Source organism: Ruegeria sp. CH2 (assembly GCF_056537065.1).
In genome coordinates this window covers 77,996-103,730 of the sequence record NZ_JBQFQV010000008.1, presented here as the reverse complement: position 1 = coordinate 103,730, position 25,735 = coordinate 77,996, and the positions used below count along the sequence as shown (strand labels likewise).

Genomic DNA, 25,735 nt, shown 5'->3' with positions numbered 1-25,735 from the left:
AGAGTTTCCTCTGGGGCTTTTCCGTTTGGTTCAGGGGTCTTTACCCCTGTAGCGATTTCACCTCGACGTCGCCCTCAGCTTGTGCCTTGATCGCCAGTGCTGCGGCATTGGCCCCTGCAGCGGTGGTGAAATACGGGATCTTGTCATACAGCGCGATCGAGCGGATGGCCTTGCTGTCCTCAACCGCCTGCGCACCTTCGGTGGTGTTCATCACCAGCTGCACCTGACCGTCTTTCAGCATGTCCACAACATCCGGGCGGCCTTCGTACACCTTGTTCACCACGTCACAGGCAACACCCTGTTCGTCCAGCCAGCTTTGGGTGCCGCGCGTGGCCACAAGCGTGAAGCCCTGATCAACCAGAACCTGTGCCGCTTCCAGCATGGCTTTGCCCTTGTCGGCATCCTTGATCGAAATGAACGCACGGCCAGAGGACGGCAGCACCATGCCCGCGCCCATCTGCGCCTTGAGGAACGCGCGTGGGAAGTCACGGTCCCAGCCCATCACCTCGCCTGTCGAGCGCATTTCCGGGCCAAGGATGGTGTCGACGCCGGGGAAACGGGCGAAGGGCATGACGGCCTCTTTCACCGAGAACCAGGGCATATCTGGATCGGCCAGCGTCATCTGGTCCGCGATCTTGGTGTCCTTGCCTTCCTGATAGGGCGGGCGCATCGGGAAATCGGCCAACTTCTCGCCCGCCATGATGCGCGCCGCAATCGACGCAATCGCACTGTCGGTGGCCTTGGCAACAAACGGCACGGTGCGCGAGGCGCGCGGGTTCACTTCGATCAGATAGATCTCATCATCCTTGATCGCGAATTGCACATTCATCAGGCCAACAACATTCAGCGCCTTGGCCAGCTTGAACGCCTGATCCTTGATCTGCCCGATGATCTCTTTCGACAGCGAATAGGGCGGCAGCGAACAGGCGGAATCGCCCGAGTGAACGCCCGCTTCTTCGATGTGCTGCATGATACCCGCGACGTGAACGTCGGTGCCGTCACACAGGGCGTCTACGTCCAGTTCGACCGCGCCGGCCAGATAGCTGTCCAGCAGTACGGGGCTGTCGCCCGAGACCACAACGGCCTCGTTGATATAGCGTCGCAGCTGATCCATATCGCGCACGATTTCCATCGCGCGACCGCCCAGAACGTAAGAGGGGCGGATGACCAGCGGGAAACCGATCTCTTCCGCAATCTCCAGCGCCTTTTCGTCGGTCGAGGCAATGCCGTTTCTGGGCTGTTTCAGGCCCAGTTCATTGACCAGCGCCTGGAACCGTTCGCGGTCTTCGGCCAGGTCAATTGCGTCCGGCGTGGTACCCAGAATCGGAATGCCCTCGGCCTCGAGCGCGTTGGCCAGCTTCAACGGTGTTTGACCACCGAACTGAACGATCACACCGTGCAGCGTGCCGTTTTCCTGTTCCTTCGTCAGGATTTCCATGACGTGTTCAAAGGTCAGCGGCTCAAAATACAGACGGTCCGAGGTGTCGTAGTCGGTCGAAACCGTCTCGGGGTTGCAATTGACCATGATGGTCTCGTACCCGGCCTCGGTCAGCGCATAACAGGCGTGGCAGCAGCAATAATCGAACTCGATCCCCTGACCGATCCGGTTCGGACCACCACCAAGAATAACGACCTTCTTGCGGTCGCTTGGGCGTGCCTCGCATTCGACATCGCCCATCATAGGGGCTTCGTAGGTCGAGTACATATAGGGGGTTTGCGCTTCGAACTCAGCAGCGCAGGTATCGATGCGTTTGAAGACCGCGGTAACGCCCAGATTGTGGCGGGCGCGGCGCACGTTATCTTCGCTGCGGCCTGACAGATTGCCCAGACGCGCATCGGTAAAGCCCAGCATCTTGAGCTTGCGGATGCCTTCTTCGGTCACTGGCAGACCGTCCTTGCGCACGGTGCGTTCTGCTTCGATGATCTCGCGAATGCGGGCCAGGAACCAGGGGTCAAACTTGGTGACGCCAAAGATTTCATCGTCGGCCAGGCCATGACGCATGGCTTGTGCGATAGTGCGCAGACGGTCGGGGGTCTGCTTGCTGATCGCCTTGATGACATGCGCCTTGTCATCGCTGCTTTCGACCTCATCCCACAGGCCGATGCTCAACCCCGGAATTTCGATCTCATCAAACCCGGTCAGGCCGGATTCCATCGATGCCAGCGCCTTCTGCATGGATTCGTGGATGGTGCGCCCGATGGACATCGCCTCACCCACTGACTTCATTGCAGTGGTCAGGTAGGGTTCAGAGCCGGGGAATTTTTCAAACGCGAATTTCGGGATCTTGGTGACGACATAGTCGATGGTAGGTTCGAACGACGCAGGCGTGACCTTGGTGATGTCATTGTCCAGCTCGTCCAGCGTGTAGCCGACGGCCAGTTTCGCGGCGATCTTGGCAATAGGGAAACCCGTCGCCTTGGAGGCCAGCGCCGATGAACGCGACACGCGCGGGTTCATTTCGATCACAACCATGCGGCCATCATCGGGGTTGATTGCCCATTGCACGTTCGAGCCACCGGTTTCCACCCCGATCTCGCGCAGGACGGCAATCGAGCCGTTGCGCATGATCTGGTATTCCTTGTCGGTCAGCGTCAGGGCAGGGGCCACGGTAATCGAGTCACCCGTGTGCACGCCCATTGGGTCGACGTTTTCGATGGAGCAGACGATAATGGCGTTGTCGGCGGTGTCGCGCACCACTTCCATCTCGTATTCTTTCCAGCCCAGCAGGCTTTCATCGACCAGGATCTGGTTGACAGGCGAGGCATCCATGCCCGAGCGGCAGAAATGGATATAATCCTCGCGGTTATAGGCCACGCCGCCGCCTGTGCCGCCCAAGGTAAAGGCCGGGCGGATGATGGCAGGCAGGCCGATTTCCTCCAGCTCGTCCAGAGCGATCTGAACACCTGCGTCCAGATCGGCAGAGCCGTCGGCCTTCTTGGGGGCGGTCACGATGGTGGCTTTGGGGTTTTCCAGCCCCAGCCGATCCATCGCCTCGCGGAACAATTTTCGGTCCTCGGCCATCTCGATGGCGTCGCGTTTGGCACCGATCATCTCGACACCGAACTTGTCCAACACCCCCATCTCTTCCAGCGCGAGCGAGGTGTTCAGACCGGTTTGCCCGCCCATTGTGGGCAGCAGGGCGTCAGGGCGTTCCTTTTCGATGATCTTGGCGACGACCTCGGGCGTGATCGGCTCGATATAGGTGGCATCGGCAAGTCCGGGGTCAGTCATGATTGTCGCGGGGTTCGAGTTGACCAGAATAACCCGGTAACCTTCTTCGCGCAGGGCCTTGCAGGCCTGAGCGCCGGAATAGTCGAACTCGCAGGCCTGACCGATAACAATGGGACCCGCCCCGATGATCATGATCGACTTGATGTCGGTTCTCTTCGGCATGGCCTGGCCCCTTCGATTTTGTACGAGTCGCGGGCGCCGCCCAAGCGCCCAAATTGTCGTGCGTTATAGGGACCACGCAGAAAGGTTCAAGGGGTATCGGAAACAGAAGCGAAATTGCCGCTTTCCCCCCTTTCCCCTGCCAGAGTATTCTCTATATCGCCCTTCACGGCAAAAGAGGATGCAGTTGCGTATTCGTTTTGATCAGGGACCAGCCGGTCGCGGAACCCGGTTTCAGCGCCCGACTCGGATTATCCGCGCGGATACGGCGGAGGACGTGCCCCAGGCTCTGGCGGCGCTGGATGAGGCGCGCGCGGGCGGGGCCTGGCTGGCTGGCTATGCCAGTTATGAACTGGGATATGTGCTTGAACCCCGGCTGATCAAACTTTTGCCGGAATCGCGTCGGCTGCCCTTGCTGTGCTTTGGGGTCTACGGCGCGCCGGATCGGGTTTCTTTACCGACGCCCGCAGGCGTGGTGCGCGCGTTTCAGCCGCGCTGGGACGAGGCGCGCTATGGCGAAGCCTTTCAGGTGGTGCATGGTGCTATCGGTGCCGGTGATATCTATCAGGCGAACCTGACCTTTCCGATTGACCTGACCGTCTCGGGCAGCAGTGAAACCCTTTATGCGGCACTGGCAGCGGGGCAGCCCGTTGGGCATGGCGCGCTGGTGCAGCAGGTCGGGTTACCGGATTTGCTCAGCCGCTCGCCAGAGTTGTTCTTCCGCACAGACGCGGATGGAAAGATCGAGACACGACCGATGAAGGGTACCCAGCCGCGCAGCGAAGACCCGGACGAGGATATGCGGCGCCGGGCGTTTCTGACCACGGACGAAAAGAACCGGGCGGAAAACCTGATGATCGTCGATCTTCTGCGCAACGATATCAGCCGTGTCGCATTGCCCGGTTCCGTTCATGTCCCTGAACTGTTCAAGGTGGAAACCTATGCGACAGTGCATCAGATGGTTTCACTTGTCCGTGCCCAGTTGCTCAAATGCGCAGGGCTCAGCGATATACTGACGGCGTTGTTTCCCTGCGGCTCGATCACGGGCGCCCCCAAAATTCGCGCCATGGAAATTCTGGCCGGGCTGGAACCCTGGCCGCGCGACATCTATTGTGGCACCATCGGCTGGGCCGCGCCTGATGGGCGGTCCGAGTTCAACGTGGCCATCCGTACGCTGATGCTGGAAGACGATCAGGCCACCCTGAACGTGGGCGGGGGCCTTGTCTGGGACAGCACCGCCCCGGCAGAATATGAGGAGGCGCTATGGAAAGCCCGCTTCGCCCGCCAGCTGAGCCTGATTTCCGCCTGATCGAAACGCTGGCGTTTCGGCCAGGTCAGGGCTTTCTCCGAAAAGACCGTCACCTTGCGCGCATGGCCCGAACCGCTGCGGCCTTTGGCCTTCCCTTCAACCCGGATTCAGCGACCGCCGCGCTGGATGGCGCGTTGGGCGACACCCCCTTGCGGTGCCGCCTTACACTGGACGCATCGGGTGCATTCGAATTGACCACCGGGGTTCTGGCCAGCAACCCTCCGGTCTGGCGCATCGCCCTGTCTGATCAGCGACTGGCTTCCAATGATCTTTGGCTGCGTCACAAGACAAGCCGCCGCGCCCTTTATGACAATACTCGCGCCGCGCTGACGGATGGCATAGACGAGGTGTTATTCCTGAATGAGCTTGATGAGCTGTGTGAGGGCACCATCAGCAACCTTTTCGTCGAAAAACAGGACGGTCGTATTCTGACACCTGCGCTGTCCAGCGGTCTGTTGCCTGGCATATTGCGCGAAGAATTACTGGATAAAGGAACGGTGTCTGAGGCCGTGCTGACCTTGAGCGACCTGAAAAATGCACAAACTGCCTACATGGGCAATTCATTGCGCGGGCTGATCCGGGTGGAGCTGATAGACACGTGACCAAAGACAGCGCGATGGTCGGACCGCCGGTTGCATTGCCGCGGTTAAGGGTCGAGTTCGGCCTGTTCTATGTTGTCCTGCCGCTGATCATCGCGGTTTTGTTTCCACCGAACTGGATGTTTCCGGCTCTGTTTGCCCTGACCGGGCTGGGGATCATGCTGCTGCATTGGACACCGGGCTTTCAATGGGCCGAGTTGCGCTATGATTGGGCCAACTGGTCGCTTCGCGAAGTTGTGCTGTTTACCGCTTTCATGTCCGTGTTTTGCGTCGGGCTGATTCAGGTGACACGCCCCGACGCCGCATTTCTTCTGCTGATACACCGCCCTGAGATGCTGGCGCTTATCTGGATCGGTTATCCTGTTTTGTCTGCACTGCCTCAGGAACTGTTGTTCCGCCCACTGTTCTTCCGGCGTTATCACGCGATCCTGCCAGAGGGGCGTGCGGCTTATGTGCTGAATGCTGCCATCTTCTCGTTCGCGCATCTGATGTATTGGAGCTGGACTGTCGCCCTCATGACATTTGCGGGCGGGCTGCTGTTTACATGGGCCTACAGGCAGCGCGGTTCGTTCTTCTACGCGGTGCTGCTGCACGCGATTGCGGGCAATATCATCTTTGCGGTCGGGCTGGGTGTCTATTTCTACTCAGGCAACGTGCAAAGGCCGTTTTGACAGGGCGACCCGCCTTGACTTTCCGGGCCTGACAGGGTGTATCGGCGCGACGAATTCTGCGCCCGAAGGGATATGATCCATGCACGCCTATCGCAGCCACACCTGCGCCGCACTGACCGCCGCTAATGTCGGTGAAACCGTTCGCCTGTCCGGTTGGGTGCATCGGGTCCGAGATCATGGGGGCGTCCTGTTCATCGACCTGCGCGACCATTTCGGCGTAACCCAGATCCTGTGTGACGGCGACAGCGCCGCTTTTGCTGCGCTTGAAAAGGTGCGTTCCGAATGGTGCATCCGCATCGACGGAACCGTCAAGGCGCGTGCCGCCGAACTGGTGAACCCGAAACTGCCCACCGGTGAGATCGAGGTTTACGTGCGCGAACTGGAAGTTCTGGGGGCCGCCGAGGAATTGCCGCTAATGGTGTTCGGCGATCAGGAATACCCCGAGGAAACCCGCCTGCGCTATCGTTACCTCGACCTGCGACGCGAGGCGATGCAGCGCAACATGACCTTGCGCTCGGACGTGGTGGCCTCCATGCGCAAGCGTATGTGGGATCAGGGGTTCCGCGAGTACCAGACGCCGATCATCACCGCGTCCTCACCCGAAGGCGCGCGTGACTTCCTTGTGCCGTCGCGCCTGCATCCGGGTAAGTTCTACGCGTTGCCGCAAGCCCCGCAGCAGTTCAAGCAGCTGATTATGGTGTCGGGTTTCGACAAGTATTTCCAGATTGCGCCCTGCTTCCGCGACGAAGACCCGCGCGCCGACCGCTCACCCACCGATTTCTACCAGCTTGACCTCGAGATGTCCTTTGTCGAGCAGCAGGACGTGTTCGACACGATCCAGCCCGTTCTGACCGGTGTGTTCGAAGAGTTCGGTGGCGGTCGCAAGGTCGATCAGGACTGGCCGCAGATTTCCTACAAGGATTCGGCTCTGTGGTACGGCACGGACAAGCCCGACCTGCGGAACCCAATTAAGATGCAGGTGGTTTCCGACCACTTCCGCGGGTCTGGTTTTGCGATTTTTGCAAAGCTGCTCGAACAGGAAGGCACCGAAATTCGCGCTATCCCCGCGCCAACCGGTGGCAGCCGCAAGTTCTGTGACCGCATGAACGCCTTTGCCCAGAAAGAGGGTCTGCCCGGTATGGGCTACATCTTCTGGCGCGATCAGGGCGAAGGGATGGAAGCCGCAGGCCCGCTGGCCAAGAACATCGGCCCCGAGCGGACCGAGGCTATCCGTCAGCAATTGGGTCTGGGTGTCGGCGATGCGGCGTTTTTCCTGGGCGGCAAGCCGAAAGCCTTTGAAAAGGTTGCAGGCAAGGCGCGCGACGTGATCGGGGAAGAGCTTGGTCTGACCGAGAAAGACCGCTTTGCCTTTGCCTGGATCGTTGATTTCCCGATCTATGAGCAAGACGAAGAAACCGGCGCGATCGACTTTGAGCACAACCCGTTTTCGATGCCGCAAGGCGGCATGGAAGCGCTGCAGGGCAATCCGCTGGACGTACGTGGATACCAGTATGATCTGGCGTGCAATGGATATGAGCTGGTCTCGGGCGCGATCCGGAACCACAAGCCGGAGATCATGTTGAAAGCCTTTGAACTGGCGGGCTATGGCGAGGACGAAGTGAAATCCCGCTTTGGGGCCCTGTTCAATGCCTTCCACTACGGTGCGCCGCCACACGGTGGATGCGCTGCTGGGATCGACCGGATCGTGATGTTGCTGGCGGATGAGGCCAATATCCGCGAGGTCATGATGTTCCCGATGAACCAGCGGGCCGAAGACCTGATGATGCATGCGCCGTCGGACCCGACATCAGATCAGCTGATGGAACTGGGCTTGCGCCTCATCCCGCAGGACTAAACACCAGCCGCCCGCATCAAGCGGGCGGGTTCATTTTGGTGCCGGTGCGTATTCGCGGGTCAGTCCAGCGGGTTGTTCAGATCGCCCCGGTTGACACGAATAGAGCGCGCAGTCTGCCGTGTTTGGCGATAGGCCCAGATGCACAGAAGCGTCGCGGTGATGAAGTAGGCTGCAATCACGTCAAATCGCCTTTCTTTGTTCCAGGCGGTTCTGCACCATGCCGGCGACCTGCGCTGCCTGCGCGGTGATCGGTGCTCCGTTCGCCCGTGACAGCGCCAGCTTTCGGGCGGCTTCTGCCAAGGGCCTGTCATCGGCTTCCCGTGCGACCCCTTGCAGGAACTGGGCGGCGTAATCCCATGTGCGATGATCGTTGGGCCCGGTAAGGACATCGGCGATATGCGCCATGTCGTCCTGATAAGCCATCGGGTCGGGTCGGATGACTTCATCTCGAACCGAGTGGAGCCCGCTTGGGCGTCGATCTTCGGGTAGGCGCTCCAGAATGGACTTCTGAAAATAAGACAATGATTTTATCGGCTTGGACAGGAAACCATCCGCCCCGGCTGCGTGGGCCAGACCTTCGGTGGCGTCATCGCCCGACAGGCCCATGATTACGCTGATCCGTGGTGAAGCGTCGGCCAGTTCGGCGATCAGGTCAGCTCCGGATCCGTCAGGCAGGCCCATATCGACCAGAATGACCGACGGGCGATAGATCTGCAGGTGTCGCCGTGCCGATTTCAGGCAGTCAGCGCGTCGGATACGTGCACCGCTATGCAGGCACATCAGGCGGATCGCATCGCAGGCATATCGGCTGTCTTCAACAACCAGAATTGTCTGTCCCAGCAAGGGCCGCGTTGCGGTGGGCGTGGCGGCGGTGGTGGCAATGAGGCCCGAATCGTCCATGGCAGCTCTCCTATCCAGCAGATGCTTCACGCTAGGAACTTCTGGCTAACACGACGTTAACGCGCGATTTGGCGCACTTGTTCTTTCGCAGAGCAGCCCCCATAACCCACGCAACGCAGGACATCAGGAGTGAGACATGATTGGACGTCTGAACCACGTTGCCATCGCCGTACCCGACCTTGAGACGGCATCCGAACAGTACCGCAATGCGCTGGGCGCTAAGGTTGGCGCGCCGCAGGACGAACCGGATCATGGCGTCACGGTTGTGTTCATCGAACTGCCCAACACCAAGATCGAACTTTTGTACCCGCTGGGCGACGACAGCCCTATCAACGGGTTTCTGGAAAAGAACCCGGCAGGCGGTATTCATCACGTATGCTATGAGGTCGAAGACATCATCGCCGCCCGTGATCATTTGAAAGCGACCGGTGCCCGTGTTCTGGGGTCGGGGGAGCCCAAGATCGGCGCGCATGGCAAGCCGGTGCTGTTCCTGCATCCCAAGGACTTCAACGGCTGCCTTGTCGAGCTGGAACAGGTATGATCCGCAAAATCCGGAGGGGCTGAAGTGACCATTACTGCTGCATTGGTGCTGTTTGCCGTCATCTGGTTCATGACGTTGCTAGTGGTTTTGCCCATTCGCATCAAAACTCAGGGTGACCTGAACGATATCGTTCCGGGCACCCATGCGGGTGCGCCGGAAGTCCATCATCTGAAGGCAAAGATGTGGATCACCACCGCCATTGCTGTGGTTTTGTGGGCTATCATTGCCGGCATCATCATTTCCGGTGTGATTTCAGTGCGGGACTTCGACTGGCTGAACCAACTGGAGCCGCGCTAATCTGTGTCAGACCTTTTGGCCTGACACAGCATGAAAAATATGGGTGAATGTCGCCGCGCCAAGGATCGGGATCACCAGATTCAACAGCGGTATCGACAGCGGAATGGCCATCAGGGTTCCAGCGACCCAGATCGTGGTCGAATGCCTGGCTCGCAATTGGCGTGCGCCATCCCGTCCGATCCGGCGCATTGCAGCCAGCGTGAAGTATTCCCGCCCCAACAGGAACCCGTTCATGGCCCAGAAGATGAAGGGCGCAAACGGGGTGAAGATCGCATAGAGGATCAGCGCCAGCAGGTTTGCGACAATCAGCACGCCAAGAAAGCTGAGGCCGTCCAACAGGGCTTCTGACACCGGGATGCGTCGTGCAGGTGGTAAGGCTGGAAAGTGCTTGTCCTCGACGGCCTGTGCCACTTCGTCCAGAAAGATCGATGTGATGGCTGACGCCACCGGCACCATCAGGAAAACAGGCAGGATCAGGACGAGAACGATACCTGAATAGTTCAGAACGTCGTTCAGCCACGGGACAGCTCCGACAAATGGCAGCGAGATTTCACTGCCTGACAACAAGTTGATCAACCTGATCGCACCCGCACAGGCGAGACCCAGCAACAGGATGGTCAAACCTACACCGCGCAGCAGAACGGCGCGGAATTTGGGGTCTCCGATCTGGCCGAGCGCGCTGAAAAAGGCGTTCAGGATGATCATTCTGCGATCCATTCCGTCAAGGCTGCCACATCGGGCCGCGGGCGTTCGGGTGGCGCTGTTCCCTCGGTGGCGATATGTATCAGCCCGGCGACACGTTCGTTGTCGGCAAGCCCAAAGGCGTCGACGCAGAAGTCGTGGTCATGGGTTTGCCAACCCGATAGCCAGTTTGCGCCCCAGCCTGCGGCCAGCGCGACATTCAGCAGGGCCAGACAGACCGCGCCCGCAGAATAGGTTTGTTCGATCGCGGGTATTTTCTCGGACGGTTTTTGTACTTCGATCACGGCTACGGCCAGATGCCCCATGTCGAACTGGCTGCGCGCTTTTGAAATATCTTCCGGACTTTTGTTCAGCCGTTGCCCGCAGGCCTCGGTCAAGGTTGCCAACCGTGCCATGGCCCCCTGTTCCAGAACGATAAATCGCCAGGGTTCCAGTTTTCCGTGATCGGGGCTGCGTGCGGCTGCGGTCAGCAGGGGGCGCAATTCGTCCCGTGTCGGAGCCGGGGCAACCAGTGTCTTGGCGGGTCGGGACCGGCGCGACTGCAAAAACTCCAGAGCAGCGGGGTTTTTCATGGACATATGTTAACTTCCTTTACATCACGTCTCTGTATCTTGGTCGGCATGCCGAGGGTTTCAAGGGCGCGGCGACGGATCGCGTGGATCAATTTCATTCCACCGCCCATCATGCAAGACTATTGAGGGAAGGGGCGACAATGGCGAAATCCAAACTACGAGATCTGCCGGATCTCAGCGCGCAGGCGCACGCCGGGGCAACGTTTCATCTGAAAGTTACACCCAAGGCCGCGCGCGACCGGGTGGTCGTGAAAGACGGGCAGATCAGGGTATTTGTCACGGCACCGCCTGACAGCGGCAAAGCCAACCATGCGGTTCAGGTGATCCTTGCGAAATGTCTTGGCGTTGCCCCTTCGACACTGACACTCAAGCAGGGGCAAACCGCGCGCAACAAGGTGTTTGTCTATGTGCCCTAAGGCCCCGTTTCACGGATCTGGTAAACACCCTCGGGCAGGTCCAGCGCTGCGGCCAGATCGCGGACCTGTTCGGGCGACAAGGTGATCTTTTGCACTTGGTCGGTTCGCGGATCAAACTGTTCCAGCGTGACGCATTCGGCGAAATTGTTGATCACAACATCCTCTTGCAAAGGTTTTTCACCTTCGTCCACAAGCGTTATGACCGTCGAGTCGAATTCATGCTCAATCGAAAACATAAGGACAGAGTGCAAGCCGTCGACGCGCAATGCAAGACGTTCGTTTCAAAGCATTGTGTGGTTACTCTGAACAGCACGTACTATGTTGAAATCACGGTCAGACCGAGCCGAAGGATGTAACATGCGCAGACGCTTTGTTTTGGTGCTTCCCCTGCTGCTTGCGGCCTGTGCGGAAGGTGCATTGCGCGTGCAACCCGCCGCGGATTGGCTGGGTGAAGGGCCGGAGTCCGAAACCATGGCCCAGACCTTTCGCGAAGTCAGCCAGAACATTGGGGCCGAGGCTCGCAGCCAGTGTTTGAAACAATCAAGGCCTCAGAAATGCGATTTCCGGGTTCTCGTTGATCTGAACCCACGTGCGCCGGCCAATGCGTTTCAGACATTGGACGACCAGAAGCAACCCACCATAATCTTTACACTTGCGATGATCCGTTCCACACAAAATGCAGATGAACTGGCTTTTGTCATGGGGCACGAGGCGGCCCATCACGTGCTGGGCCACATCGCACGGCAAAGCGAAAATGCCAGCGCAAGCGCAACTGAGTTCGGAAAGGCGGAAAAGCTGCGCGGGGGCGACGCCGCCGACATAGAAGAGGCCCAGAAAGTTGGGGCGCAGGTTGGTGTTCAGGCTTATGTGAAGGATTTTGAGCTTGAGGCTGACCAGATGGGCACGATCATTACACATAATGCGGGCTACAACCCGCTGATCGGGGCAAAGTTCTTTGATCGCATTCCGGATCCGGGTGACAGGTTTCTGGGCACCCACCCGCCAAACGCGCAGCGCGTTCACATCGTGCTTGAAACCGCGACACAACTGGGACTGACGCAATGACCGATCTTGTGCGCCTTGGCGTGATTTTGACGGATCGCGGGTCGAAATATGCGGTATCTGGCGCGCCTGTGGCGTCACGCGCGGACGTCGACGCGGTTTTGGACCAACTGAAGTCCGATAAATCCTATGCCAAGGCCACACATAACACCTGGGCCGCCTCTTTGCCGACCGGCGCGCTGAAGGCCGATGATGGGGAGAGCGGCGCCGGTATGGTAATCCTGCGGATGATCGAGCGTGCAGGGCTGGACAATCACGTGATCATCGTCACCCGCTGGTACGGAGGCAAAAAGCTGGGCGGGGACCGCTTTCGCCGCGTTCAGGATGCAACCCGGGCCTATCTGGACCACATCGGCGTCCAATCTTGACCTGTATCAAAGTCTGACCTTCCGGATGCGCTAGGATTTCGTAAAGCGCGAAAGGGAAAGGATATAGCATGCCCACCCGAGAGTCCTTGCGGCTTCATGCCGGATTGGTGGACGATATGGCCAGAATGCTGGACATCGATCTTGAGGAAGCAGCCATTGGCGGCAAGCTATCTGTCGACCAGATTTCTGACGCAGTTCTGCGATGTACCGATTGTCCGAACCCGGATCATTGTCAGGATCTGCTTAAGAAAATGGCGACCGCTGGGCGGACACCTGAATATTGCCGTAACCAGGAGTTACTGCACAAATTGATGCCTTAACTGTCAGGTTCGCCATGCCACGTCTCGGTGAAATCATGGCCCACCTGCGCTTGGTACTGCGGATGGGCGAGGTCACAGGAACCGACCTGGCCGCAGCCTATCGGGACGGTCACCTGAAACATGAGGATTGGGCCGAGATCGTGCAGCAATGCCGAGGCTGTGCCTGGGCCAGAACCTGCCCAGAGTGGCTGGAACGGCGCGAACAGATTGATCATGCCCCATGCACATGCCCGAACCGTGAGCGTTTCAAGGCCATCAAAGCTTTGCAAGCGGAGGACGCGTGATGCCTCGGGATATTCTGGGTGAGGTCGAAAAGCACTTTTGGTTGACGCGCTCTGTCTCGCGAAGCATGGGAATTTCACTGAGCGAAGCAATGGCCGAAGGGCGGCTGTCGCCCGAAGAATACGCCAAACTGGTCACGCGTTGTCGCGCATCGGGCTGTGATGCGCAATGCACCAGCTGGCTGGCTCAGCGGCAGCATCCAGCGGATACGGCCCCGGATTTCTGTGCAAATTCAGAGACACTGAACCGATTAAAAGGTTGATCAAAGGTCTTTGTGCGTTCCATCGCATAGCGGCGCGTTTGCACTGTGTTTGCACCCGCAAAAGAAGACCTTTTTGCTGGTCTCGGCCGTGTATTTCACCGGTTCGAACCCACTGCCTTTATGTGAGCCATCGCAAAAGGGTTGGCGGTTCGATTTTCCACACGCGCACCAGAAATAGGTTTTCCCTTCGACAACCTCGACTGAAAAAGGGGTTTTCTGGGCAATAACGGGTGTGTCTGACATGTGGCTTCTCCGTCTTTGGCTGAAACGTCGCACAGTTTAGGACGATGCAGACAAAAAGGTAGCTGTAATGCCGCAAGGATCATCATTTGGGCTTCGAACTGGCATGGAATCGCTCTTCCTCACGAGGAAGTGACCGTTTCAGTTGCCAGATTGCCGTTCAGCCCGTACTCTGGAAACGGCCCGAAAAGCTGGGCAATATCAGAAAAGTAATAGAGGATTGACGGACATGAAACTGAAACTTGCAGCCGTTGGCGCATTTGCTCTGGTCCTGACCGCTTGTGCGCAGCAGGAAGAACCGACCCCTGTTTACGTACAACCCGACTACGACAAGTATGGCTCGGCCAGCTGCTCGGCAGGCTATGAACTGGCAACAACCGAAGCAGGTCAGACTGTCTGCAACCCGGTTTCTCAGTAAGCTTATCGCAGGCGGTCTGATTGCGGACCGCCTGCACCATTTTCAGGATTTATCGCCGCCATTCATGGCGGTTTATTTCTACCTGCGCTGTAAGGGGTAACTATTCACCCGAGGGCATTATGGGCAGGTTACTGGCGTCAAACGGGTTTCCCCCACAGATCGTATTCCCCCGCCTCGTCCACTTCGACCGTGACGATATCGCCGGGTTTGAGGCTTTCGAAGCCCTCGTCAATGAACAGGTTGCCGTCGATCTCGGGCGCGTCCGATTTGGTGCGGCAGGTGGCGGCTTCGTCATCCACTTCATCGACGATTACTTGAAGCGTTTGTCCGACTTTAGCTTGCAACTTGGCTTCTGAAATGGCCTGAGCCTTTTCCATGAAGCGATCCCACCGCTCTTGTTTGATTTCGGCCGGGACATGATCAGGCAGGTCGTTTGAGCGCGCACCATCCACGTTTTCGTATTGAAAACAGCCGACACGATCCAGTTGCGCCTCGTCCATCCAGTCCAGCAGGGTTTGGAATTCGGCCTCGGTCTCACCCGGGTAACCGACGATAAAGGTCGAACGCAGGGTGATATCGGGACAGATTGCGCGCCAGGCCTGAATTTCGTCCAGAGTTTTGGCCGCTGCGGCGGGGCGGGCCATCCGTTTCAGAACATCCGGGTGGGCGTGCTGGAACGGGATATCCAGATAGGGCAGTATGTTGGACCCGGCGTCCGCCATCAGCGGGATCAACTCGCGCACATGTGGATAGGGATAGACATAGTGCAGCCGTACCCAGGCATCCAACTGACCCAGTTCTCGGGCCAGATCGGTGATGTGGCTGCGCGCCTCGCGGTCTTTCCACGGGTTCACATCGTATTTCCGGTCCAGCCCATAGGCCGAAGTATCCTGCGAAATCACCAACAGTTCACGCACGCCATTTTCGACCAGCTTTTCCGCCTCACGCAGAACCGCATGGGCCGGACGGCTGGCCAGTTTTCCCCGCATATCGGGGATGATGCAGAACTTGCATTTGTGGTTACAGCCCTCGGAGATTTTCAGATAACTGTAGTGGCGGGGGGTCAGTCGAACACTGCTGGCGGGCAGCAGATCGACGAACGGGTCAGGGTCAGGGGGAACGGCGGCGTGAACCGCATCCAGTACCTGTTCGTACTGATGCGGACCGGTGACCGCCATGATGCGGGGGTGGTGTTCGCGGATGTAATCCGGTTCGGCCCCCAAACAGCCGGTGACGATGACCTTGCCGTTTTCAACCAGTGCCTCTCCGATTGCGTCCAGCGATTCCGCCTTGGCGCTGTCGAGGAACCCGCAGGTGTTCACAATGACGGCATCGGCCCCGGCATAATCGGGCGAAATGCCGTATCCTTCAGCACGAAGCCGGGTCAGAATGCGTTCGCTGTCGACCAAAGCTTTTGGACAGCCCAGCGACACCATACCGATCGTCGGCTGGTTTGAACGGGGTGTCTCGGTGATCCGGGCGGCCGGAGCCAGGTCAGGGCGGAGGTTTGGCGGGTTCGTCGTCATGGCGCGGCATATAGTGGGGAAAGCTTCCCCTTGCAAATGTGACGTGCGATTTGAATGATCGCGGCAAAGACAAGCCAAAAGGCGGAGAGCAGATCATGAAATGGCTGATACGCATCCTGTTTATTGTTGTGGCGGTGGTTGGGCTGGTCATTGGCGCGCTATTGCTGATGCCCGGCGACAAGCTTGGCGCGATTCTGGCTGAGCAGGTCAAAGCCCAGACAGGGCGCGAACTGACATTGAGCGGCGATGTGCGCCTGTCGTTCTGGCCGGTACTTGGGATGGAAACCGGGCCTGTGCGTTTTGGGAACGCCAGCTGGGCCGGGCCAGAGCCGATGTTGAGCGCTGATAGCCTTGCCGTGGGCGTGGATGCTGCTGCGCTTTTGAATGGGGATCTGCGGATCAAACGCGTTTTCGCGGAAAACCCGGTGCTGCGGCTGGAACGTTCGCAAGGGCGCGGAAACTGGGAGCTGAGCGCGCCTGTGACCACCGCGACTGCCACACCGTCTGCGGGGACGGTTCCGGCAGGCGCATCGTCGACCGTAACTTTGGAAGAGTTGCAGCTAAATAATGCGCGACTTATCTATGTGGAAGACGGTGCCACGCAGATGGATTTTCCTGATGTCACCTTGTCGGCCAGTTGGCCTCAGGTCACTGCGCCGATGGTAATGGAAGCATCAATGCCTGTACCCGGAGGTGCTGTTCAGGTTGATTTGAAGATCCCGGACTTGCCAGCTTTTGCCGCAGGGTCCGTAACCGCGCTTGAACTGGCCCTGACTGCACCGGGTGGTGAGATAGGCTTTGACGGCCACGTCAATCTGGCCGGAGAGATGGACGGGACCACAAAGATCACCACCCGAGATACGGAAAAGATGCTGGCGGCCTTCGGTCAGGCGGGTGTGGCTGTGCCGTGGGGATTGGGTAACGTTGCCGATATCTCTGCGCAAATGACCTATACGCGGGACGGTCGGATTTCCCTGCGGAACATGACAGCGCAGTTGGATGGCAACCGGTTCGTCGGAGAGGCGGATATCACCATTTCCGATCCCCCTCAGATCGTCGCACGGTTGGATGCGGGCGATCTTGACCTGTCAAAGATATCCGAAACCGGCGCCGGGTCGGGTGGCGCGTCTCAACCTGCGTCACCAGTTCAGGAAGGCTGGTCAAAAGACCCAATCGACGCATCCGCATTGGCTTTGGCGAATGGCAATATTCGCCTGACGGCCAACTCAATCGCGGTTCCCGGCATGACCTTTGGGAAAAGTGACCTGACGCTGACACTGGACCGCGCGCGGGCGGTTCTTGCCATGCATCCGGCGACGTTGTTTTCGGGTCAGTTGAATGGGCACGTGGTTGCCAACAATCGCAATGGCCTGTCCGTGGGTGGCAAGGTGACGGCAAGTGAGATTGATCTGAAACAGGCGTTGTCGACACTGGCCGGTGTCGAACGCCTGTCGGGAACCGCGGCAGGAACCGTTGAGTTTCTGGGTGTCGGTCGGTCTGAGGATCAGATCATGCGGTCTCTCAGCGGTAAGGGAAATCTGGATGTCGGGACGGGGGTAATATCCGGTTTCGATCTGGATCGACTTATGGGGCAGGGGACCGGATCGGGCGGAACAACGGTGTTCAACAGCCTGTCGGCCAACTTCACCATCGATCAGGGTGTAATGACGAATAACGATCTGCTTATGTCGCTTAAGAATTTCCGCGCCGATGGTCAGGGGGTCGTGGGTCTGGGTGCGCGCAATATCGATTATCTGTTCACGCCCGTAGCTTTGCGGGCCAATTCGGGGCAGGGCATATCGGTGCCTGTGCGTATCGTTGGCCCGTGGAGCAACCCGTCAATCAAGCCGGATCTGACCAAGGTCATCGAAGCGGCGGCAGATGTGAAGGTCAAAGAGCTGGAAAACGACGCGAAACAGAAAGTTTTCGAGAAGGTTGGAAACGAGCTGGATACCACCATCACGGACAGCGATCAGATCGAAGATGCGCTTAAGAACAAGCTTGAAGAAGAGGCGAAGAAAGGGCTGCTCAAACTGTTTGGCGGAAACTGAGCAAGTGTTGCGCTTGGGGCGATCAGATATGCCCCAAGCAGTTTTCCTCAGATGGTCTGGTCGTAATCGCCAACACCGGGTTCGGTTCGGATCACCGCATCGATATCGGCAAAGATCGCCCGCATCTCAGCCTCGCTTTCGCTGCTTTCACAGACGACCACCAGATTGGGTGTGTTGGATGAAGCCCGCACCAGCCCCCAGCTGCCATTGTCCAGAATGACACGTGCGCCGTTCACCGTAACGACCTCTTTGATCGCACGGCCTGCGAGTGTTTCGCCCGCATCTCCCTTGGCAACCAGCTTGTCGACCAGTCGCTGCAGGATATCGTATTTTTCGGTATCTGCTGCATAGGGTGACATGGTGGGCGTCGACCAGGTCTTGGGCAGAGCTTTGCGCAGGTCGGACATGCTTTGATCCGGGTTGCGGTCCATCAGTTTACAGATCTCGACCGCGACGCGCATTCCGCAGTCATAACCGCGCCCGACCGGCTCGGCCAGAAAGTAATGGCCCGACTTTTCAAACCCAGCCAGCGCACCGATTTCTTTGACGCGCCGTTTCATGTGGCTGTGGCCGGTTTTCCAGTAATCTGCCTTGACGCCAAGGGCCTGCAACTCGGGATCGCTGGCAAACAGGCCGGTGGATTTCACATCAGCGACAAAGGTCGATCCGGGGTGCAGCTTGGCCAGATCGCGGGCCATGATCACACCCACCTTGTCGGCAAAGATCTCTTCGCCTTCATCATCGACGACGCCGCAGCGATCACCGTCACCATCAAACCCAAGTGCCAGATCGGCACCGCTGGATTTTACCGTTGCCGCCATGTCATGCAGCATTTCCATCGCTTCGGGGTTCGGGTTGTAGTTTGGGAAGGTGTAATCCAACCGGTTATGGCTGGGGACGACCTCAACCCCCATCCGTTCGAAGATTTCGGGCGCAAAGGCCGAAGCGGTGCCGTTTCCGGTTGCGCAGACAACCTTTAGCGGGCGGGACACTTTGAAATCACCGACGAGGTCGTCGATATACGCTTCCTTCACGCCCTCGACGAATTCCCAAGATCCACCCTCATGCGCCTGACCTTCGCCGTTCAGAACGATGTCGCGCAATTCAGACATCTCGTCGGGGCCGTGTGTCAAAGGGCGGTCAAAGCCCATTTTGACCCCAGTCCAGCCGTTTGGATTGTGGCTGGCCGTAACCATCGCCACGGCCGGTACATCCAGATGAAACTGCGCGAAATAGGCCATTGGGCTAAGCGCAGGGCCAATGTCTTTCACGCGGATACCGGCCTGCATCAATCCCAGGATCAGGGCGTTTTTGATCGCCAGTGAATAGTCACGATAATCGTTTCCTACGGCGATCACGGGTTCGATCCCGCGCCTGCGCATTTGGGTACCCAGCCCAAGGCCCAGCGCCGTCATGCCCGGCAGGTTGATCTCTTCCGGATATTTCCAGCGGGCGTCATATTCGCGAAACCCGGTGGGTTTGATCATCGCGTCACGCAGAAAGCTCCAGGTATTTGGTGTTACCTCGGGAATTGGTTTGGTCATAACAAGTCTCAGTCGTTAAATCTGAATAGGATCAGCTTTGGCCAGCGCATCAAAGCGCATCAAAGTGTCAATGAGTTGGGGCATCTGATCCAACGGAATCATGTTGGGCCCGTCCGAAGGAGCATTGTCCGGATCCTGGTGTGTTTCAATGAACACCGCGCCAATACCCAGCGACACGGCGGCGCGCGCCATGACCGGAGCAAATTCGCGTTGCCCACCCGAGGAGCCACCTTTTCCGCCCGGTTGCTGCACGGAATGGGTCGCATCCATCACTACTGGATACCCGGTCTGGGCCATTTGCGGCAGGGACCGCATATCAGCCACCAGTGTGTTATAGCCGAACGAAGTGCCACGTTCGGTCAGCAGGATATTATGATTCCCCGTGCTTTCGATCTTGGACACGATATTGGGCATCTCCCACGGCGCGAGAAACTGACCCTTTTTCACATTGACCACAGCGCCCGTATTGCCCGCAGCCAGCAGCATATCCGTCTGGCGGCACAAAAACGCCGGGATTTGCAGGACGTCTACCGCCTCGGCGGCGATGGCGCACTGCGCTTCGGTATGAACATCGGTCAGGACCGGAATGCCCATTGTCTTGCGGATGCTATCCAGAACCTGCAACCCGGCATCAATGCCCATGCCGCGCTTGCCGGACAGTGAGGTCCGGTTCGCCTTGTCATAAGATGCCTTGAAGACATATTGCGCACCGGCTGCATCGCAGGCCTCTTTCATCTTGCCAGCAATCATCTGTGCGTGGTCTGCCGTTTCAAGCTGGCAGGGGCCCGCAATGATAGTCAGCGGAAGGTCGTTGCCGACTGTCAGGTCGGAGATTTTTACATGTTTCATGAGTCTTATGAGGATACCTGTTCACGAAGGACCGACGCGGTAAGCGAGATCATGAGGTAGATACCAGCAAACAACAGGAATGCCAAAATCGTATTTTCGAACTTGCGCGGATAGCTGGGTTCCTGACTTGGGATCGGGTTCACCGAGACGGTCAGGTAACGCACCTGCCGGTTAGCTTCGGATCGGGTCGATTCCATTTGCTGCATTGCCGTTTGCAGCATCATGTCCCGTGCCGCCAGATCCGCCTGAGCGATCTGGATGCGCACGCTCAACCGCGCCAGCGAATTTTCGCCATCGGAAGCATCCTGCATCTCGGCATTCAGTTGTTCCAGCACCTTTTCAAGCCGGGCAATGTCAGCCTTGACGCCGTCGACCTTGGCTTTGTTCGGGCGCAGGTTGTCTTGCAGGGCGGCAAGTTCAAGCTCTTTGTCCTGCACCAATATCTCGATCTCGTTGATGCGGGCGCGCAGGCTGGCAATGACATTCTCGGGGTCCAGCACCGCCCCTTGAAGCTGAAGCTCGATCAATTCCTCCTGCGCCTGCCGCCGCGCCTCCTGCGCCGCTTCAAAGCTTTCCAATGCGTCGCGCATCTGGTCTTCGCGCTTCTTGCCGGACAGGGCATTCACCCGATCTTCGGCGTAAGAGATCAAACGCTCCGAGAACTCGGTCGAGGTCTGTGCGTCTGGTGCAACAACCTCCATCCGGATGACCCCTTCGGTTGGATCATACCCGATTGTGATCATGCGTTTGAACAGCTTGTATGCGTCTTCCAGCGTGGCGTCGGGTGATAGCCTTTGAATCGGATCAATCACTTCCTGCTTGAAGACATCAGAAAAACCGGCGTCCCGATCCAGCAGTAACAAAGCCTCTTTCGATTCCAGGAAAGATTGAACCGAGATTGAATCTTGCGTGGTGGCGAATTGCGTTCCAGCGAGCAGCCCGCCGATGGAACCCGGCCCGCCATCGGCTTGCAGGATCAGAAACTCGGAATCGCTGGCATACATCGGGGTGGCGATGCGATAGAAATAAAACCCCACAACAAAGGTCGGAAGGAACACAAAGGCGGCCAGACGCGCGAACAGGCCAAACAGTTTACGCCTGCGTCGGCGCGCGATGTCCTTCTGAATCTGACCGATTTCAAGGTTCCGCCGCTCAGCCGGGCTGAGCTCGGGTCCCGGAAGGTTTGGCGTGCTTGCGCCTATGGATTGCGGCAACTGAATGCTGATCTTGTCTTTGACCTTCGAACTGTCGCCCTGTCCCGAGGGCTTTGCCGCGGCAAGATCAAGAAGGTTCGTGCGCTGAAACGGATCAATGCCTTTCTTGCGCAGCAAGCGCACCGCATCATAGTCCGATGTTGCCGCCAGTCCGTGTTTCTGCGCGAGTTTACGCGCAATACGCAACTGGCGGCCTGTCAGGCCTTCGCGCTTGATGTCGTCAATTTGCGTGCCTGGCTGGGCCTCGGCCGCCGGTGCCTGACCTTGCGTCGCGCCCCGTATGCGCGAGATTGCATCCGCTCGCGCCTCGGCCGAATCGTCCACCTGTCGATTGCTGTGCCAGTTGTACTTTCTAACCTTGGGTTTCGTAGTCATATAGCTGCTTTGCCTCTTCCAAGGAGTCAAACATGTACAATTGCCCGTCCAGCAGAACGGCGGCCTGCTGAGCGAATTTTTCCAAAACAGTCGGGCTGTGCGACACGATCACCAATGTCGTGGTGCGCAACCTTTCCTTCAGGATCGCCCCTGCTTTTTCGTTGAATTCAACATCTGTAGACGCTGGCATCCCTTCATCGACAAGATACATGTCGAAATCCAGCGCCAGCATCAAAGAAAACGTGAATCGAGACCGCATCCCCGAAGAATAGGTGGACAGCGGCTGTTCGAAATATTCACCCAAACCGCAGAGCCATTTGCAATACGCCTCAACATAGTCCGGATCCATGCCGTAAATCTTGGCGATGTATCGCGCGTTCTCAAGCGCCGACAACTTGCCGGTTACACCCCCGGTGAAACCCATGGGGAACGAGACCCGGCATTCGCGGCGGATCACGCCCTCGTCGGGTTTTTCCAGACCGGCCATCATGTTGATCAGCGTGGTTTTGCCAGTACCATTCGGGGCCAGAACGCCCAGCGACGTGCCCAGTTCGACACGGAACGAGACCCTGTCCAGGATCACCTTGCGGCGCGTCCCGGTCCAGAAGGACTTGCTGACATTGTCGAACTCTAGCATTCGGGGCCTGCTGCTCGTTTCCGTTGTGTCGCCGCGCTTTCAGGCGGTCAGAAAGGATGGTTTTTACCGTTCCATGTTGGCTACATTATGTCGAATTATGAAACAAATGTTCAATGCGTTGCTGCCGACCCCTCAAACAACTGATCGGTTGTCGGCAATTCCGCTGCACTTCTAGAAATCTGCCGCACCATTATTATGTGGTTTCACACCTGATCCTTGCAAAACAGCTTTGGGAGGTTTTGCAACAAGATGAAAGATTTAGATGGCGAAATCCGCGCGTGCCGCCTGTGCGCCGCGTCCTTTGCGCAAACCAAAACTGCCCATGAACCCCGCCCGGTGGTTTGGTTTCGGCGCGGGACACCCATCCTGATCGCAGGGCAGGCACCGGGTGCGCGCGTGCACGAGTCGGGGCAGCCCTTTACTGACCCGTCAGGCGATAGGCTGCGCCACTGGCTTGGGGTCGATGAACCTGTTTTTTATGATCGTGACCTTGTGTCGATTGTGCCCATGGCATTCTGTTTCCCCGGCTATGATGCCCGCGGCGCGGACCTTCCTCCGCCCGCGATATGCGGCAAAACCTGGCATGACAGGGTGATGCAGGAACTGGGGCAGGTGCCGTTGACGGTGTTGGTCGGTGGTCATGCGCATAAATATCATCTGGGCGCGCGAGGGTCGGTGACGGATGCCGTTCGGAACTGGCAGGACCATGCGCCGCGGGTCTTTGCCTTGCCTCATCCGTCCTGGCGGAATACGGCATGGGTAAAGAAAAACCCGTGGTTCGAGGCAGAACTGCTGCCGGTTCTGCGCGCGCGGGTCCAAGAGGTGCTGAATGACTGAAACCACAGCGTTGGACACGGCGCATGCCGCGATGCTGGCAGATCCGCAGAACGATGCTGCCCGTCTGCGGTTTTTTGAACGGCTTGCAGATAGTGAGCTGTTTTTGATGCTGACCGAGGAAGCGATGGGCGAAAACATCTCGCCCGAGGTGTTCGATGTGGCCGACGGGCGCTTTGTGTTGGCGTTCGACCGCGAGGAACGATTGGCGCAGTTTGCCGGGAGGCCTGTGCCTTATGTTGCGCTGTCGGGGCGTGTGTTGTCGGGGATGCTGGCAGGGCAGGGTATCGGGCTGGGCCTGAACCTGGAAACTGCGCCATCATCCATGCTGGTGCCTGCCGAGGCCCTGGGCTGGTTGGCCGAAACGTTGCAGCATGGCCCCAAAGAGGTCGAGGAAAAGCTTGCCGAGTTCATGCCGCCCTCCGGTCTGCCGGACAGCCTGTTGACCGCCCTTGATGCAAAGCTGGCAACTGCTGGCGGGCTTGCCAGTGCGGCCTATCTGGTCGCCACGAAATCCGAAGCGGGCGCTCAGGGTCATTTGCTGGGGTTTGTCGGTGCGGTCGAAGGGGCCGAGCCAGCGCTGGCCAGGGCAGCTTCAGAGGCGTTGACGTTTTCGGGGATCGAAGCGGGGGCGATAGATGTCGGGTTCTTTGCCACAGATGACGCCGCTGCCGCGCTGCTGGCGAAGACGGGGCTTCGCTTTGACCTGCCCGAACCGCAGGTTGCAGATCTGGTGCGCGAGGTTCCGGGCAGCAATCCCGCGAAACCGCCAATTCTGAAGTAACGACCAAAAGGCAAACACGCGGCGCATATTGCGCCGCGTGGTACCAGGATCGGACGCTGCTATTCCGCAGCAGCTTCCAGTTTGTCCTGCGTACGTGTTTCGAAATCGCTGGCGTCGTGACGCTCGTGAAGCTGTGTGTGCGGCTCGCCAAAGGCGCGGTTGACCATACGGCCACGCTGAACCGCAGGTCGTGCGTCAATCGCTTTGGCCCAGCGCACCACGTTCTTGTAGGATTCCGCGTCAAGGAACTCTGCCGCGCTGTACAGTCGGCCCAGAACCAGTTGACCGTACCACGGCCAGATCGCCATGTCGGCAATGGTATATTCCTCGCCCGCGATATAGGTCTTGTTCGCCAGTTCCCTGTCCAGAACGTCCAGCTGGCGTTTTGCCTCCATCGCAAAGCGGTTGATCGGGTATTCCCACTTTTCGGGCGCGTAGGCGTAGAAATGGCCAAACCCGCCGCCCAGATAAGGGGCGCTGCCCATTTGCCAGAATAGCCAGTTCATGACTTCGGTCCGTTCCGGCCCGGACGCGGGCAGAAACTCTCCGAACTTCTCAGCCAGATGAAACAGGATCGAGGCACTTTCAAACACCCGAACCGGCTTGTCGCCAGAGCGATCCCAAAGGGCGGGGATTTTCGAGTTTGGGTTGACCTCGACAAACCCTGAACCGAACTGGTCGCCCTCGCCGATGTTGATCAGCCACGCGTTGTATTCAGCGCCTTCGTGACCCAATGCCAGCAACTCTTCCAGCATTACGGTGACTTTGACACCGTTGGGCGTGGCAAGGGAATACAACTGCAATGGGTGACGTCCAACCGGCAAGTCCTTGTCATGGGTTGCGCCGGCAATAGGTCGGTTAATGTTGGCGAACTGTCCGCCACTTTCACTGTCCCATGTCCAGACTGCTGGTGGGGTATACGAAGATTGGTCGCTCATGTCTTGCCTTTCATGCCTTTGTCCGGGCCGCGTTCGATGCAGTCTTACAGGTAGTGTTGCAATCCGCCGAGTCCAACCCAGCCTTTCCGGCATAATTTGTAATAATCCGCGACCAAACTCTCACGTTTGCTCGAGAGGGGTCACAGCGGCGCGAGGAGGGCTACGAACAGAATGGGAATCGCATATTGTTTTGCCAGACCTGCCATCACGGCGTCACCGATACCGCTGGAACGAAAAGGATAAACTACATGAAACGCTTTGCTTTGACCTTTGCTGCGGCCATGGCCCTGGCCGTTCCGGCATTTGCCGGGCCGCAATATATTGACGGCACAGGGTTTGCCGTTTCGGGGTATGATGTTGTCGCCTATCGCAACCTGGATCAGGTACCGGTAGGTCAGCCACAGCACGAAGGCGTGCGTGGCAATGCCAGCATTACTGCCGAATACAATGGTGCAACCTGGGCATTCTCGTCCGAGGAAAACCGCGACAAATTTCTGGAAAACCCGGCCTATTATGCGCCGCAATATGATGGGCACTGCGCCTATGGCGTGTCGCGCGGTGGCAAGGTTCCGGCAAACCCGAACTTGTGGCGGATCGTTGACGACAAGCTGTATCTCAACATCACGGATGTGGTCGTCGGGTTCTTCGAAGAAGACATTCCGGGCAACATCAACCTTGCTGAAGGCAACTGGCCGGGTATCGAGCCGTCTGACGCCTCGACCAGCGTGATCCCGAAATTTACCTCGGAAGGTCCGGTGAAAAACTGACCCGGCCAAAA

At 58.2% G+C, this 25,735-nt stretch carries 29 protein-coding genes; 17 read left to right on the top strand and 12 right to left on the bottom strand.

Going from position 1 to position 25,735, the window contains the following annotated elements; all coding sequences use genetic code 11:
• Positions 1 to 40: 40 nt before the first annotated feature.
• Positions 41 to 3,394 carry a carbamoyl-phosphate synthase large subunit gene (carB, locus tag ACR0M9_RS12590; protein ID WP_480539304.1) on the bottom strand — a complete coding sequence of 1,118 codons (3,354 nt, stop codon included), beginning with the start codon at positions 3,392 to 3,394 and terminating at the stop codon, positions 41 to 43.
• Positions 3,395 to 3,572: 178 nt separating this feature from the next.
• Between carB and ACR0M9_RS12585 the strand changes: the two genes are divergently transcribed.
• The 4 genes from ACR0M9_RS12585 to aspS all read left to right on the top strand — a co-directional run bounded on the left by ACR0M9_RS12585 (position 3,573) and on the right by aspS (position 7,825).
• A complete protein-coding gene (locus tag ACR0M9_RS12585) occupies positions 3,573 to 4,700 on the top strand; it encodes an aminodeoxychorismate synthase component I (protein WP_480482220.1) in 1,128 nt (375 codons plus the stop codon).
• Entirely contained in the window at positions 4,655 to 5,302 is a 648-nt protein-coding gene (locus tag ACR0M9_RS12580; protein ID WP_480539302.1) for an aminotransferase class IV family protein, read from the top strand. The genes ACR0M9_RS12585 and ACR0M9_RS12580 overlap by 46 nt, the downstream gene beginning before the upstream one ends.
• The gene (locus ACR0M9_RS12575) at positions 5,299 to 5,970 is read left to right on the top strand and encodes a CPBP family intramembrane glutamic endopeptidase (RefSeq protein WP_480539300.1); all 672 of its coding nucleotides are present in this window, start codon (positions 5,299 to 5,301) and stop codon (positions 5,968 to 5,970) included. The genes ACR0M9_RS12580 and ACR0M9_RS12575 overlap by 4 nt, the downstream gene beginning before the upstream one ends.
• A 79-nt stretch (positions 5,971 to 6,049) precedes the next feature.
• The gene (gene aspS, locus ACR0M9_RS12570; RefSeq protein WP_480773758.1) at positions 6,050 to 7,825 is read left to right on the top strand and encodes an aspartate--tRNA ligase; all 1,776 of its coding nucleotides are present in this window, start codon (positions 6,050 to 6,052) and stop codon (positions 7,823 to 7,825) included.
• Positions 7,826 to 8,005: 180 nt separating this feature from the next.
• Here aspS and ACR0M9_RS12565 read toward each other — a convergent pair whose 3' ends face one another.
• Positions 8,006 to 8,725, bottom strand: a complete 720-nt coding sequence (locus tag ACR0M9_RS12565) for a response regulator (RefSeq protein ID WP_480505952.1) — start codon at positions 8,723 to 8,725, stop codon at positions 8,006 to 8,008.
• A 136-nt stretch (positions 8,726 to 8,861) separates the two neighbouring features.
• Between ACR0M9_RS12565 and mce the strand changes: the two genes are divergently transcribed.
• Together mce and ACR0M9_RS12555 are read left to right on the top strand one after the other, a co-directional pair.
• Entirely contained in the window at positions 8,862 to 9,266 is a 405-nt protein-coding gene (mce, locus tag ACR0M9_RS12560) for a methylmalonyl-CoA epimerase (protein ID WP_267364251.1), read from the top strand.
• A gap of 24 nt (positions 9,267 to 9,290) precedes the next feature.
• Positions 9,291 to 9,563 (top strand): DUF1467 family protein, encoded by a 273-nt coding sequence (locus ACR0M9_RS12555; RefSeq protein ID WP_267364249.1) that lies wholly within the window; start codon positions 9,291 to 9,293, stop codon positions 9,561 to 9,563.
• A gap of 6 nt (positions 9,564 to 9,569) precedes the next feature.
• Here the strand turns inward: ACR0M9_RS12555 and ACR0M9_RS12550 are convergent, their stop codons facing one another.
• Together ACR0M9_RS12550 and ACR0M9_RS12545 are read right to left on the bottom strand one after the other, a co-directional pair.
• Positions 9,570 to 10,280, bottom strand: a complete 711-nt coding sequence (locus tag ACR0M9_RS12550; protein WP_480773757.1) for an EI24 domain-containing protein — start codon at positions 10,278 to 10,280, stop codon at positions 9,570 to 9,572.
• Positions 10,265 to 10,843, bottom strand: a complete 579-nt coding sequence (locus ACR0M9_RS12545; RefSeq protein ID WP_480773756.1) for a nitroreductase family protein — start codon at positions 10,841 to 10,843, stop codon at positions 10,265 to 10,267. The genes ACR0M9_RS12550 and ACR0M9_RS12545 overlap by 16 nt, the downstream gene beginning before the upstream one ends.
• Before the next feature lie 134 nt (positions 10,844 to 10,977).
• Between ACR0M9_RS12545 and ACR0M9_RS12540 the strand changes: the two genes are divergently transcribed.
• Positions 10,978 to 11,253, top strand: a complete 276-nt coding sequence (locus tag ACR0M9_RS12540) for a DUF167 domain-containing protein (protein ID WP_267364245.1) — start codon at positions 10,978 to 10,980, stop codon at positions 11,251 to 11,253.
• On the opposite strand, the gene ACR0M9_RS12535 is transcribed toward ACR0M9_RS12540, so the two are convergent.
• A complete protein-coding gene (locus ACR0M9_RS12535) occupies positions 11,250 to 11,489 on the bottom strand; it encodes a hypothetical protein (protein ID WP_267364243.1) in 240 nt (79 codons plus the stop codon). The genes ACR0M9_RS12540 and ACR0M9_RS12535 overlap by 4 nt on opposite strands.
• Before the next feature lie 121 nt (positions 11,490 to 11,610).
• Between ACR0M9_RS12535 and ACR0M9_RS12530 the strand changes: the two genes are divergently transcribed.
• The 5 genes from ACR0M9_RS12530 to ACR0M9_RS12510 all read left to right on the top strand — a co-directional run bounded on the left by ACR0M9_RS12530 (position 11,611) and on the right by ACR0M9_RS12510 (position 13,547).
• Positions 11,611 to 12,318, top strand: a complete 708-nt coding sequence (locus ACR0M9_RS12530) for a M48 family metallopeptidase (protein WP_480773755.1) — start codon at positions 11,611 to 11,613, stop codon at positions 12,316 to 12,318.
• The gene (locus tag ACR0M9_RS12525) at positions 12,315 to 12,683 is read left to right on the top strand and encodes a YigZ family protein (RefSeq protein WP_480773754.1); all 369 of its coding nucleotides are present in this window, start codon (positions 12,315 to 12,317) and stop codon (positions 12,681 to 12,683) included. The genes ACR0M9_RS12530 and ACR0M9_RS12525 overlap by 4 nt, the downstream gene beginning before the upstream one ends.
• 68 nt (positions 12,684 to 12,751) lie before the next feature.
• Positions 12,752 to 13,003, top strand: coding sequence for a DUF6455 family protein (locus ACR0M9_RS12520; RefSeq protein ID WP_267366457.1), 252 nt, complete (start codon positions 12,752 to 12,754; stop codon positions 13,001 to 13,003).
• 14 nt (positions 13,004 to 13,017) lie between these two features.
• Positions 13,018 to 13,287 (top strand): DUF6455 family protein, encoded by a 270-nt coding sequence (locus ACR0M9_RS12515; protein ID WP_267366459.1) that lies wholly within the window; start codon positions 13,018 to 13,020, stop codon positions 13,285 to 13,287.
• Positions 13,287 to 13,547 (top strand): DUF6455 family protein, encoded by a 261-nt coding sequence (locus tag ACR0M9_RS12510; RefSeq protein WP_480487616.1) that lies wholly within the window; start codon positions 13,287 to 13,289, stop codon positions 13,545 to 13,547. Before ACR0M9_RS12515 ends, ACR0M9_RS12510 begins: the two co-directional genes overlap by 1 nt.
• Here the strand turns inward: ACR0M9_RS12510 and ACR0M9_RS12505 are convergent, their stop codons facing one another.
• Positions 13,548 to 13,790, bottom strand: coding sequence for a CDGSH iron-sulfur domain-containing protein (locus ACR0M9_RS12505; RefSeq protein WP_480773753.1), 243 nt, complete (start codon positions 13,788 to 13,790; stop codon positions 13,548 to 13,550).
• 226 nt (positions 13,791 to 14,016) lie between these two features.
• Here ACR0M9_RS12505 and ACR0M9_RS12500 point away from each other — a divergent pair, with 226 nt between their 5' ends.
• Positions 14,017 to 14,205, top strand: a complete 189-nt coding sequence (locus ACR0M9_RS12500) for a hypothetical protein (protein WP_209504738.1) — start codon at positions 14,017 to 14,019, stop codon at positions 14,203 to 14,205.
• A gap of 137 nt (positions 14,206 to 14,342) precedes the next feature.
• Here the strand turns inward: ACR0M9_RS12500 and rimO are convergent, their stop codons facing one another.
• The gene (rimO, locus tag ACR0M9_RS12495; protein ID WP_480505964.1) at positions 14,343 to 15,731 is read right to left on the bottom strand and encodes a 30S ribosomal protein S12 methylthiotransferase RimO; all 1,389 of its coding nucleotides are present in this window, start codon (positions 15,729 to 15,731) and stop codon (positions 14,343 to 14,345) included.
• A 95-nt stretch (positions 15,732 to 15,826) separates the two neighbouring features.
• Between rimO and ACR0M9_RS12490 the strand changes: the two genes are divergently transcribed.
• Positions 15,827 to 17,782 carry an AsmA family protein gene (locus tag ACR0M9_RS12490; protein WP_480773752.1) on the top strand — a complete coding sequence of 652 codons (1,956 nt, stop codon included), beginning with the start codon at positions 15,827 to 15,829 and terminating at the stop codon, positions 17,780 to 17,782.
• Between the two features lie 47 nt (positions 17,783 to 17,829).
• On the opposite strand, the gene ACR0M9_RS12485 is transcribed toward ACR0M9_RS12490, so the two are convergent.
• From ACR0M9_RS12485 to ACR0M9_RS12470, 4 genes are read right to left on the bottom strand one after another with little or no spacing between them, the layout of a single operon-like run.
• On the bottom strand, positions 17,830 to 19,326 hold the full coding sequence (locus ACR0M9_RS12485; RefSeq protein WP_480773751.1) for a phosphomannomutase/phosphoglucomutase: 1,497 nt from the start codon (positions 19,324 to 19,326) through the stop codon (positions 17,830 to 17,832).
• Between the two features lie 15 nt (positions 19,327 to 19,341).
• Positions 19,342 to 20,175 (bottom strand): 3-deoxy-8-phosphooctulonate synthase, encoded by an 834-nt coding sequence (kdsA, locus tag ACR0M9_RS12480; protein WP_480487624.1) that lies wholly within the window; start codon positions 20,173 to 20,175, stop codon positions 19,342 to 19,344.
• Positions 20,176 to 20,180: 5 nt separating this feature from the next.
• The gene (locus ACR0M9_RS12475) at positions 20,181 to 21,764 is read right to left on the bottom strand and encodes a KpsE/RkpR family capsule polysaccharide export protein (RefSeq protein WP_480773750.1); all 1,584 of its coding nucleotides are present in this window, start codon (positions 21,762 to 21,764) and stop codon (positions 20,181 to 20,183) included.
• Positions 21,742 to 22,401: an ABC transporter ATP-binding protein gene (locus ACR0M9_RS12470; protein WP_209504732.1), complete on the bottom strand. Its 660-nt coding sequence runs from the start codon at positions 22,399 to 22,401 to the stop codon at positions 21,742 to 21,744. The genes ACR0M9_RS12475 and ACR0M9_RS12470 overlap by 23 nt, the downstream gene beginning before the upstream one ends.
• A gap of 249 nt (positions 22,402 to 22,650) precedes the next feature.
• Between ACR0M9_RS12470 and ACR0M9_RS12465 the strand changes: the two genes are divergently transcribed.
• Entirely contained in the window at positions 22,651 to 23,238 is a 588-nt protein-coding gene (locus ACR0M9_RS12465; RefSeq protein WP_480773749.1) for a uracil-DNA glycosylase family protein, read from the top strand.
• Positions 23,231 to 24,019 (top strand): SseB family protein, encoded by a 789-nt coding sequence (locus ACR0M9_RS12460; RefSeq protein WP_480482184.1) that lies wholly within the window; start codon positions 23,231 to 23,233, stop codon positions 24,017 to 24,019. Before ACR0M9_RS12465 ends, ACR0M9_RS12460 begins: the two co-directional genes overlap by 8 nt.
• Before the next feature lie 59 nt (positions 24,020 to 24,078).
• Here the strand turns inward: ACR0M9_RS12460 and yghU are convergent, their stop codons facing one another.
• On the bottom strand, positions 24,079 to 24,957 hold the full coding sequence (gene yghU, locus ACR0M9_RS12455; RefSeq protein ID WP_480505973.1) for a glutathione-dependent disulfide-bond oxidoreductase: 879 nt from the start codon (positions 24,955 to 24,957) through the stop codon (positions 24,079 to 24,081).
• 248 nt (positions 24,958 to 25,205) lie between these two features.
• Here yghU and ACR0M9_RS12450 point away from each other — a divergent pair, with 248 nt between their 5' ends.
• A complete protein-coding gene (locus tag ACR0M9_RS12450; RefSeq protein WP_480475567.1) occupies positions 25,206 to 25,724 on the top strand; it encodes a YHS domain-containing (seleno)protein in 519 nt (172 codons plus the stop codon).
• Positions 25,725 to 25,735 lie beyond the last annotated feature (11 nt).

Coding starts and splice junctions, on each gene's coding strand:
- ACR0M9_RS12460 (WP_480482184.1), top strand. CDS start 23,231: ATGACTGAAACCACAGCGTTGGACACGGCGCATGCCGCGATGCTGGCA.
- ACR0M9_RS12500 (WP_209504738.1), top strand. CDS start 14,017: ATGAAACTGAAACTTGCAGCCGTTGGCGCATTTGCTCTGGTCCTGACC.
- ACR0M9_RS12470 (WP_209504732.1), bottom strand. CDS start 22,401: ATGCTAGAGTTCGACAATGTCAGCAAGTCCTTCTGGACCGGGACGCGC.
- ACR0M9_RS12475 (WP_480773750.1), bottom strand. CDS start 21,764: ATGACTACGAAACCCAAGGTTAGAAAGTACAACTGGCACAGCAATCGA.
- rimO (WP_480505964.1), bottom strand. CDS start 15,731: ATGACGACGAACCCGCCAAACCTCCGCCCTGACCTGGCTCCGGCCGCC.
- ACR0M9_RS12510 (WP_480487616.1), top strand. CDS start 13,287: ATGCCTCGGGATATTCTGGGTGAGGTCGAAAAGCACTTTTGGTTGACG.
- kdsA (WP_480487624.1), bottom strand. CDS start 20,175: ATGAAACATGTAAAAATCTCCGACCTGACAGTCGGCAACGACCTTCCG.
- ACR0M9_RS12505 (WP_480773753.1), bottom strand. CDS start 13,790: ATGTCAGACACACCCGTTATTGCCCAGAAAACCCCTTTTTCAGTCGAG.
- ACR0M9_RS12520 (WP_267366457.1), top strand. CDS start 12,752: ATGCCCACCCGAGAGTCCTTGCGGCTTCATGCCGGATTGGTGGACGAT.
- mce (WP_267364251.1), top strand. CDS start 8,862: ATGATTGGACGTCTGAACCACGTTGCCATCGCCGTACCCGACCTTGAG.
- ACR0M9_RS12490 (WP_480773752.1), top strand. CDS start 15,827: ATGAAATGGCTGATACGCATCCTGTTTATTGTTGTGGCGGTGGTTGGG.
- ACR0M9_RS12580 (WP_480539302.1), top strand. CDS start 4,655: ATGGAAAGCCCGCTTCGCCCGCCAGCTGAGCCTGATTTCCGCCTGATC.
- ACR0M9_RS12525 (WP_480773754.1), top strand. CDS start 12,315: ATGACCGATCTTGTGCGCCTTGGCGTGATTTTGACGGATCGCGGGTCG.
- ACR0M9_RS12515 (WP_267366459.1), top strand. CDS start 13,018: ATGCCACGTCTCGGTGAAATCATGGCCCACCTGCGCTTGGTACTGCGG.
- aspS (WP_480773758.1), top strand. CDS start 6,050: ATGCACGCCTATCGCAGCCACACCTGCGCCGCACTGACCGCCGCTAAT.
- ACR0M9_RS12565 (WP_480505952.1), bottom strand. CDS start 8,725: ATGGACGATTCGGGCCTCATTGCCACCACCGCCGCCACGCCCACCGCA.
- ACR0M9_RS12545 (WP_480773756.1), bottom strand. CDS start 10,843: ATGTCCATGAAAAACCCCGCTGCTCTGGAGTTTTTGCAGTCGCGCCGG.
- carB (WP_480539304.1), bottom strand. CDS start 3,394: ATGCCGAAGAGAACCGACATCAAGTCGATCATGATCATCGGGGCGGGT.
- ACR0M9_RS12540 (WP_267364245.1), top strand. CDS start 10,978: ATGGCGAAATCCAAACTACGAGATCTGCCGGATCTCAGCGCGCAGGCG.
- ACR0M9_RS12450 (WP_480475567.1), top strand. CDS start 25,206: ATGAAACGCTTTGCTTTGACCTTTGCTGCGGCCATGGCCCTGGCCGTT.
- ACR0M9_RS12485 (WP_480773751.1), bottom strand. CDS start 19,326: ATGACCAAACCAATTCCCGAGGTAACACCAAATACCTGGAGCTTTCTG.
- yghU (WP_480505973.1), bottom strand. CDS start 24,957: ATGAGCGACCAATCTTCGTATACCCCACCAGCAGTCTGGACATGGGAC.
- ACR0M9_RS12535 (WP_267364243.1), bottom strand. CDS start 11,489: ATGTTTTCGATTGAGCATGAATTCGACTCGACGGTCATAACGCTTGTG.
- ACR0M9_RS12465 (WP_480773749.1), top strand. CDS start 22,651: ATGAAAGATTTAGATGGCGAAATCCGCGCGTGCCGCCTGTGCGCCGCG.
- ACR0M9_RS12530 (WP_480773755.1), top strand. CDS start 11,611: ATGCGCAGACGCTTTGTTTTGGTGCTTCCCCTGCTGCTTGCGGCCTGT.
- ACR0M9_RS12585 (WP_480482220.1), top strand. CDS start 3,573: ATGCAGTTGCGTATTCGTTTTGATCAGGGACCAGCCGGTCGCGGAACC.
- ACR0M9_RS12550 (WP_480773757.1), bottom strand. CDS start 10,280: ATGGATCGCAGAATGATCATCCTGAACGCCTTTTTCAGCGCGCTCGGC.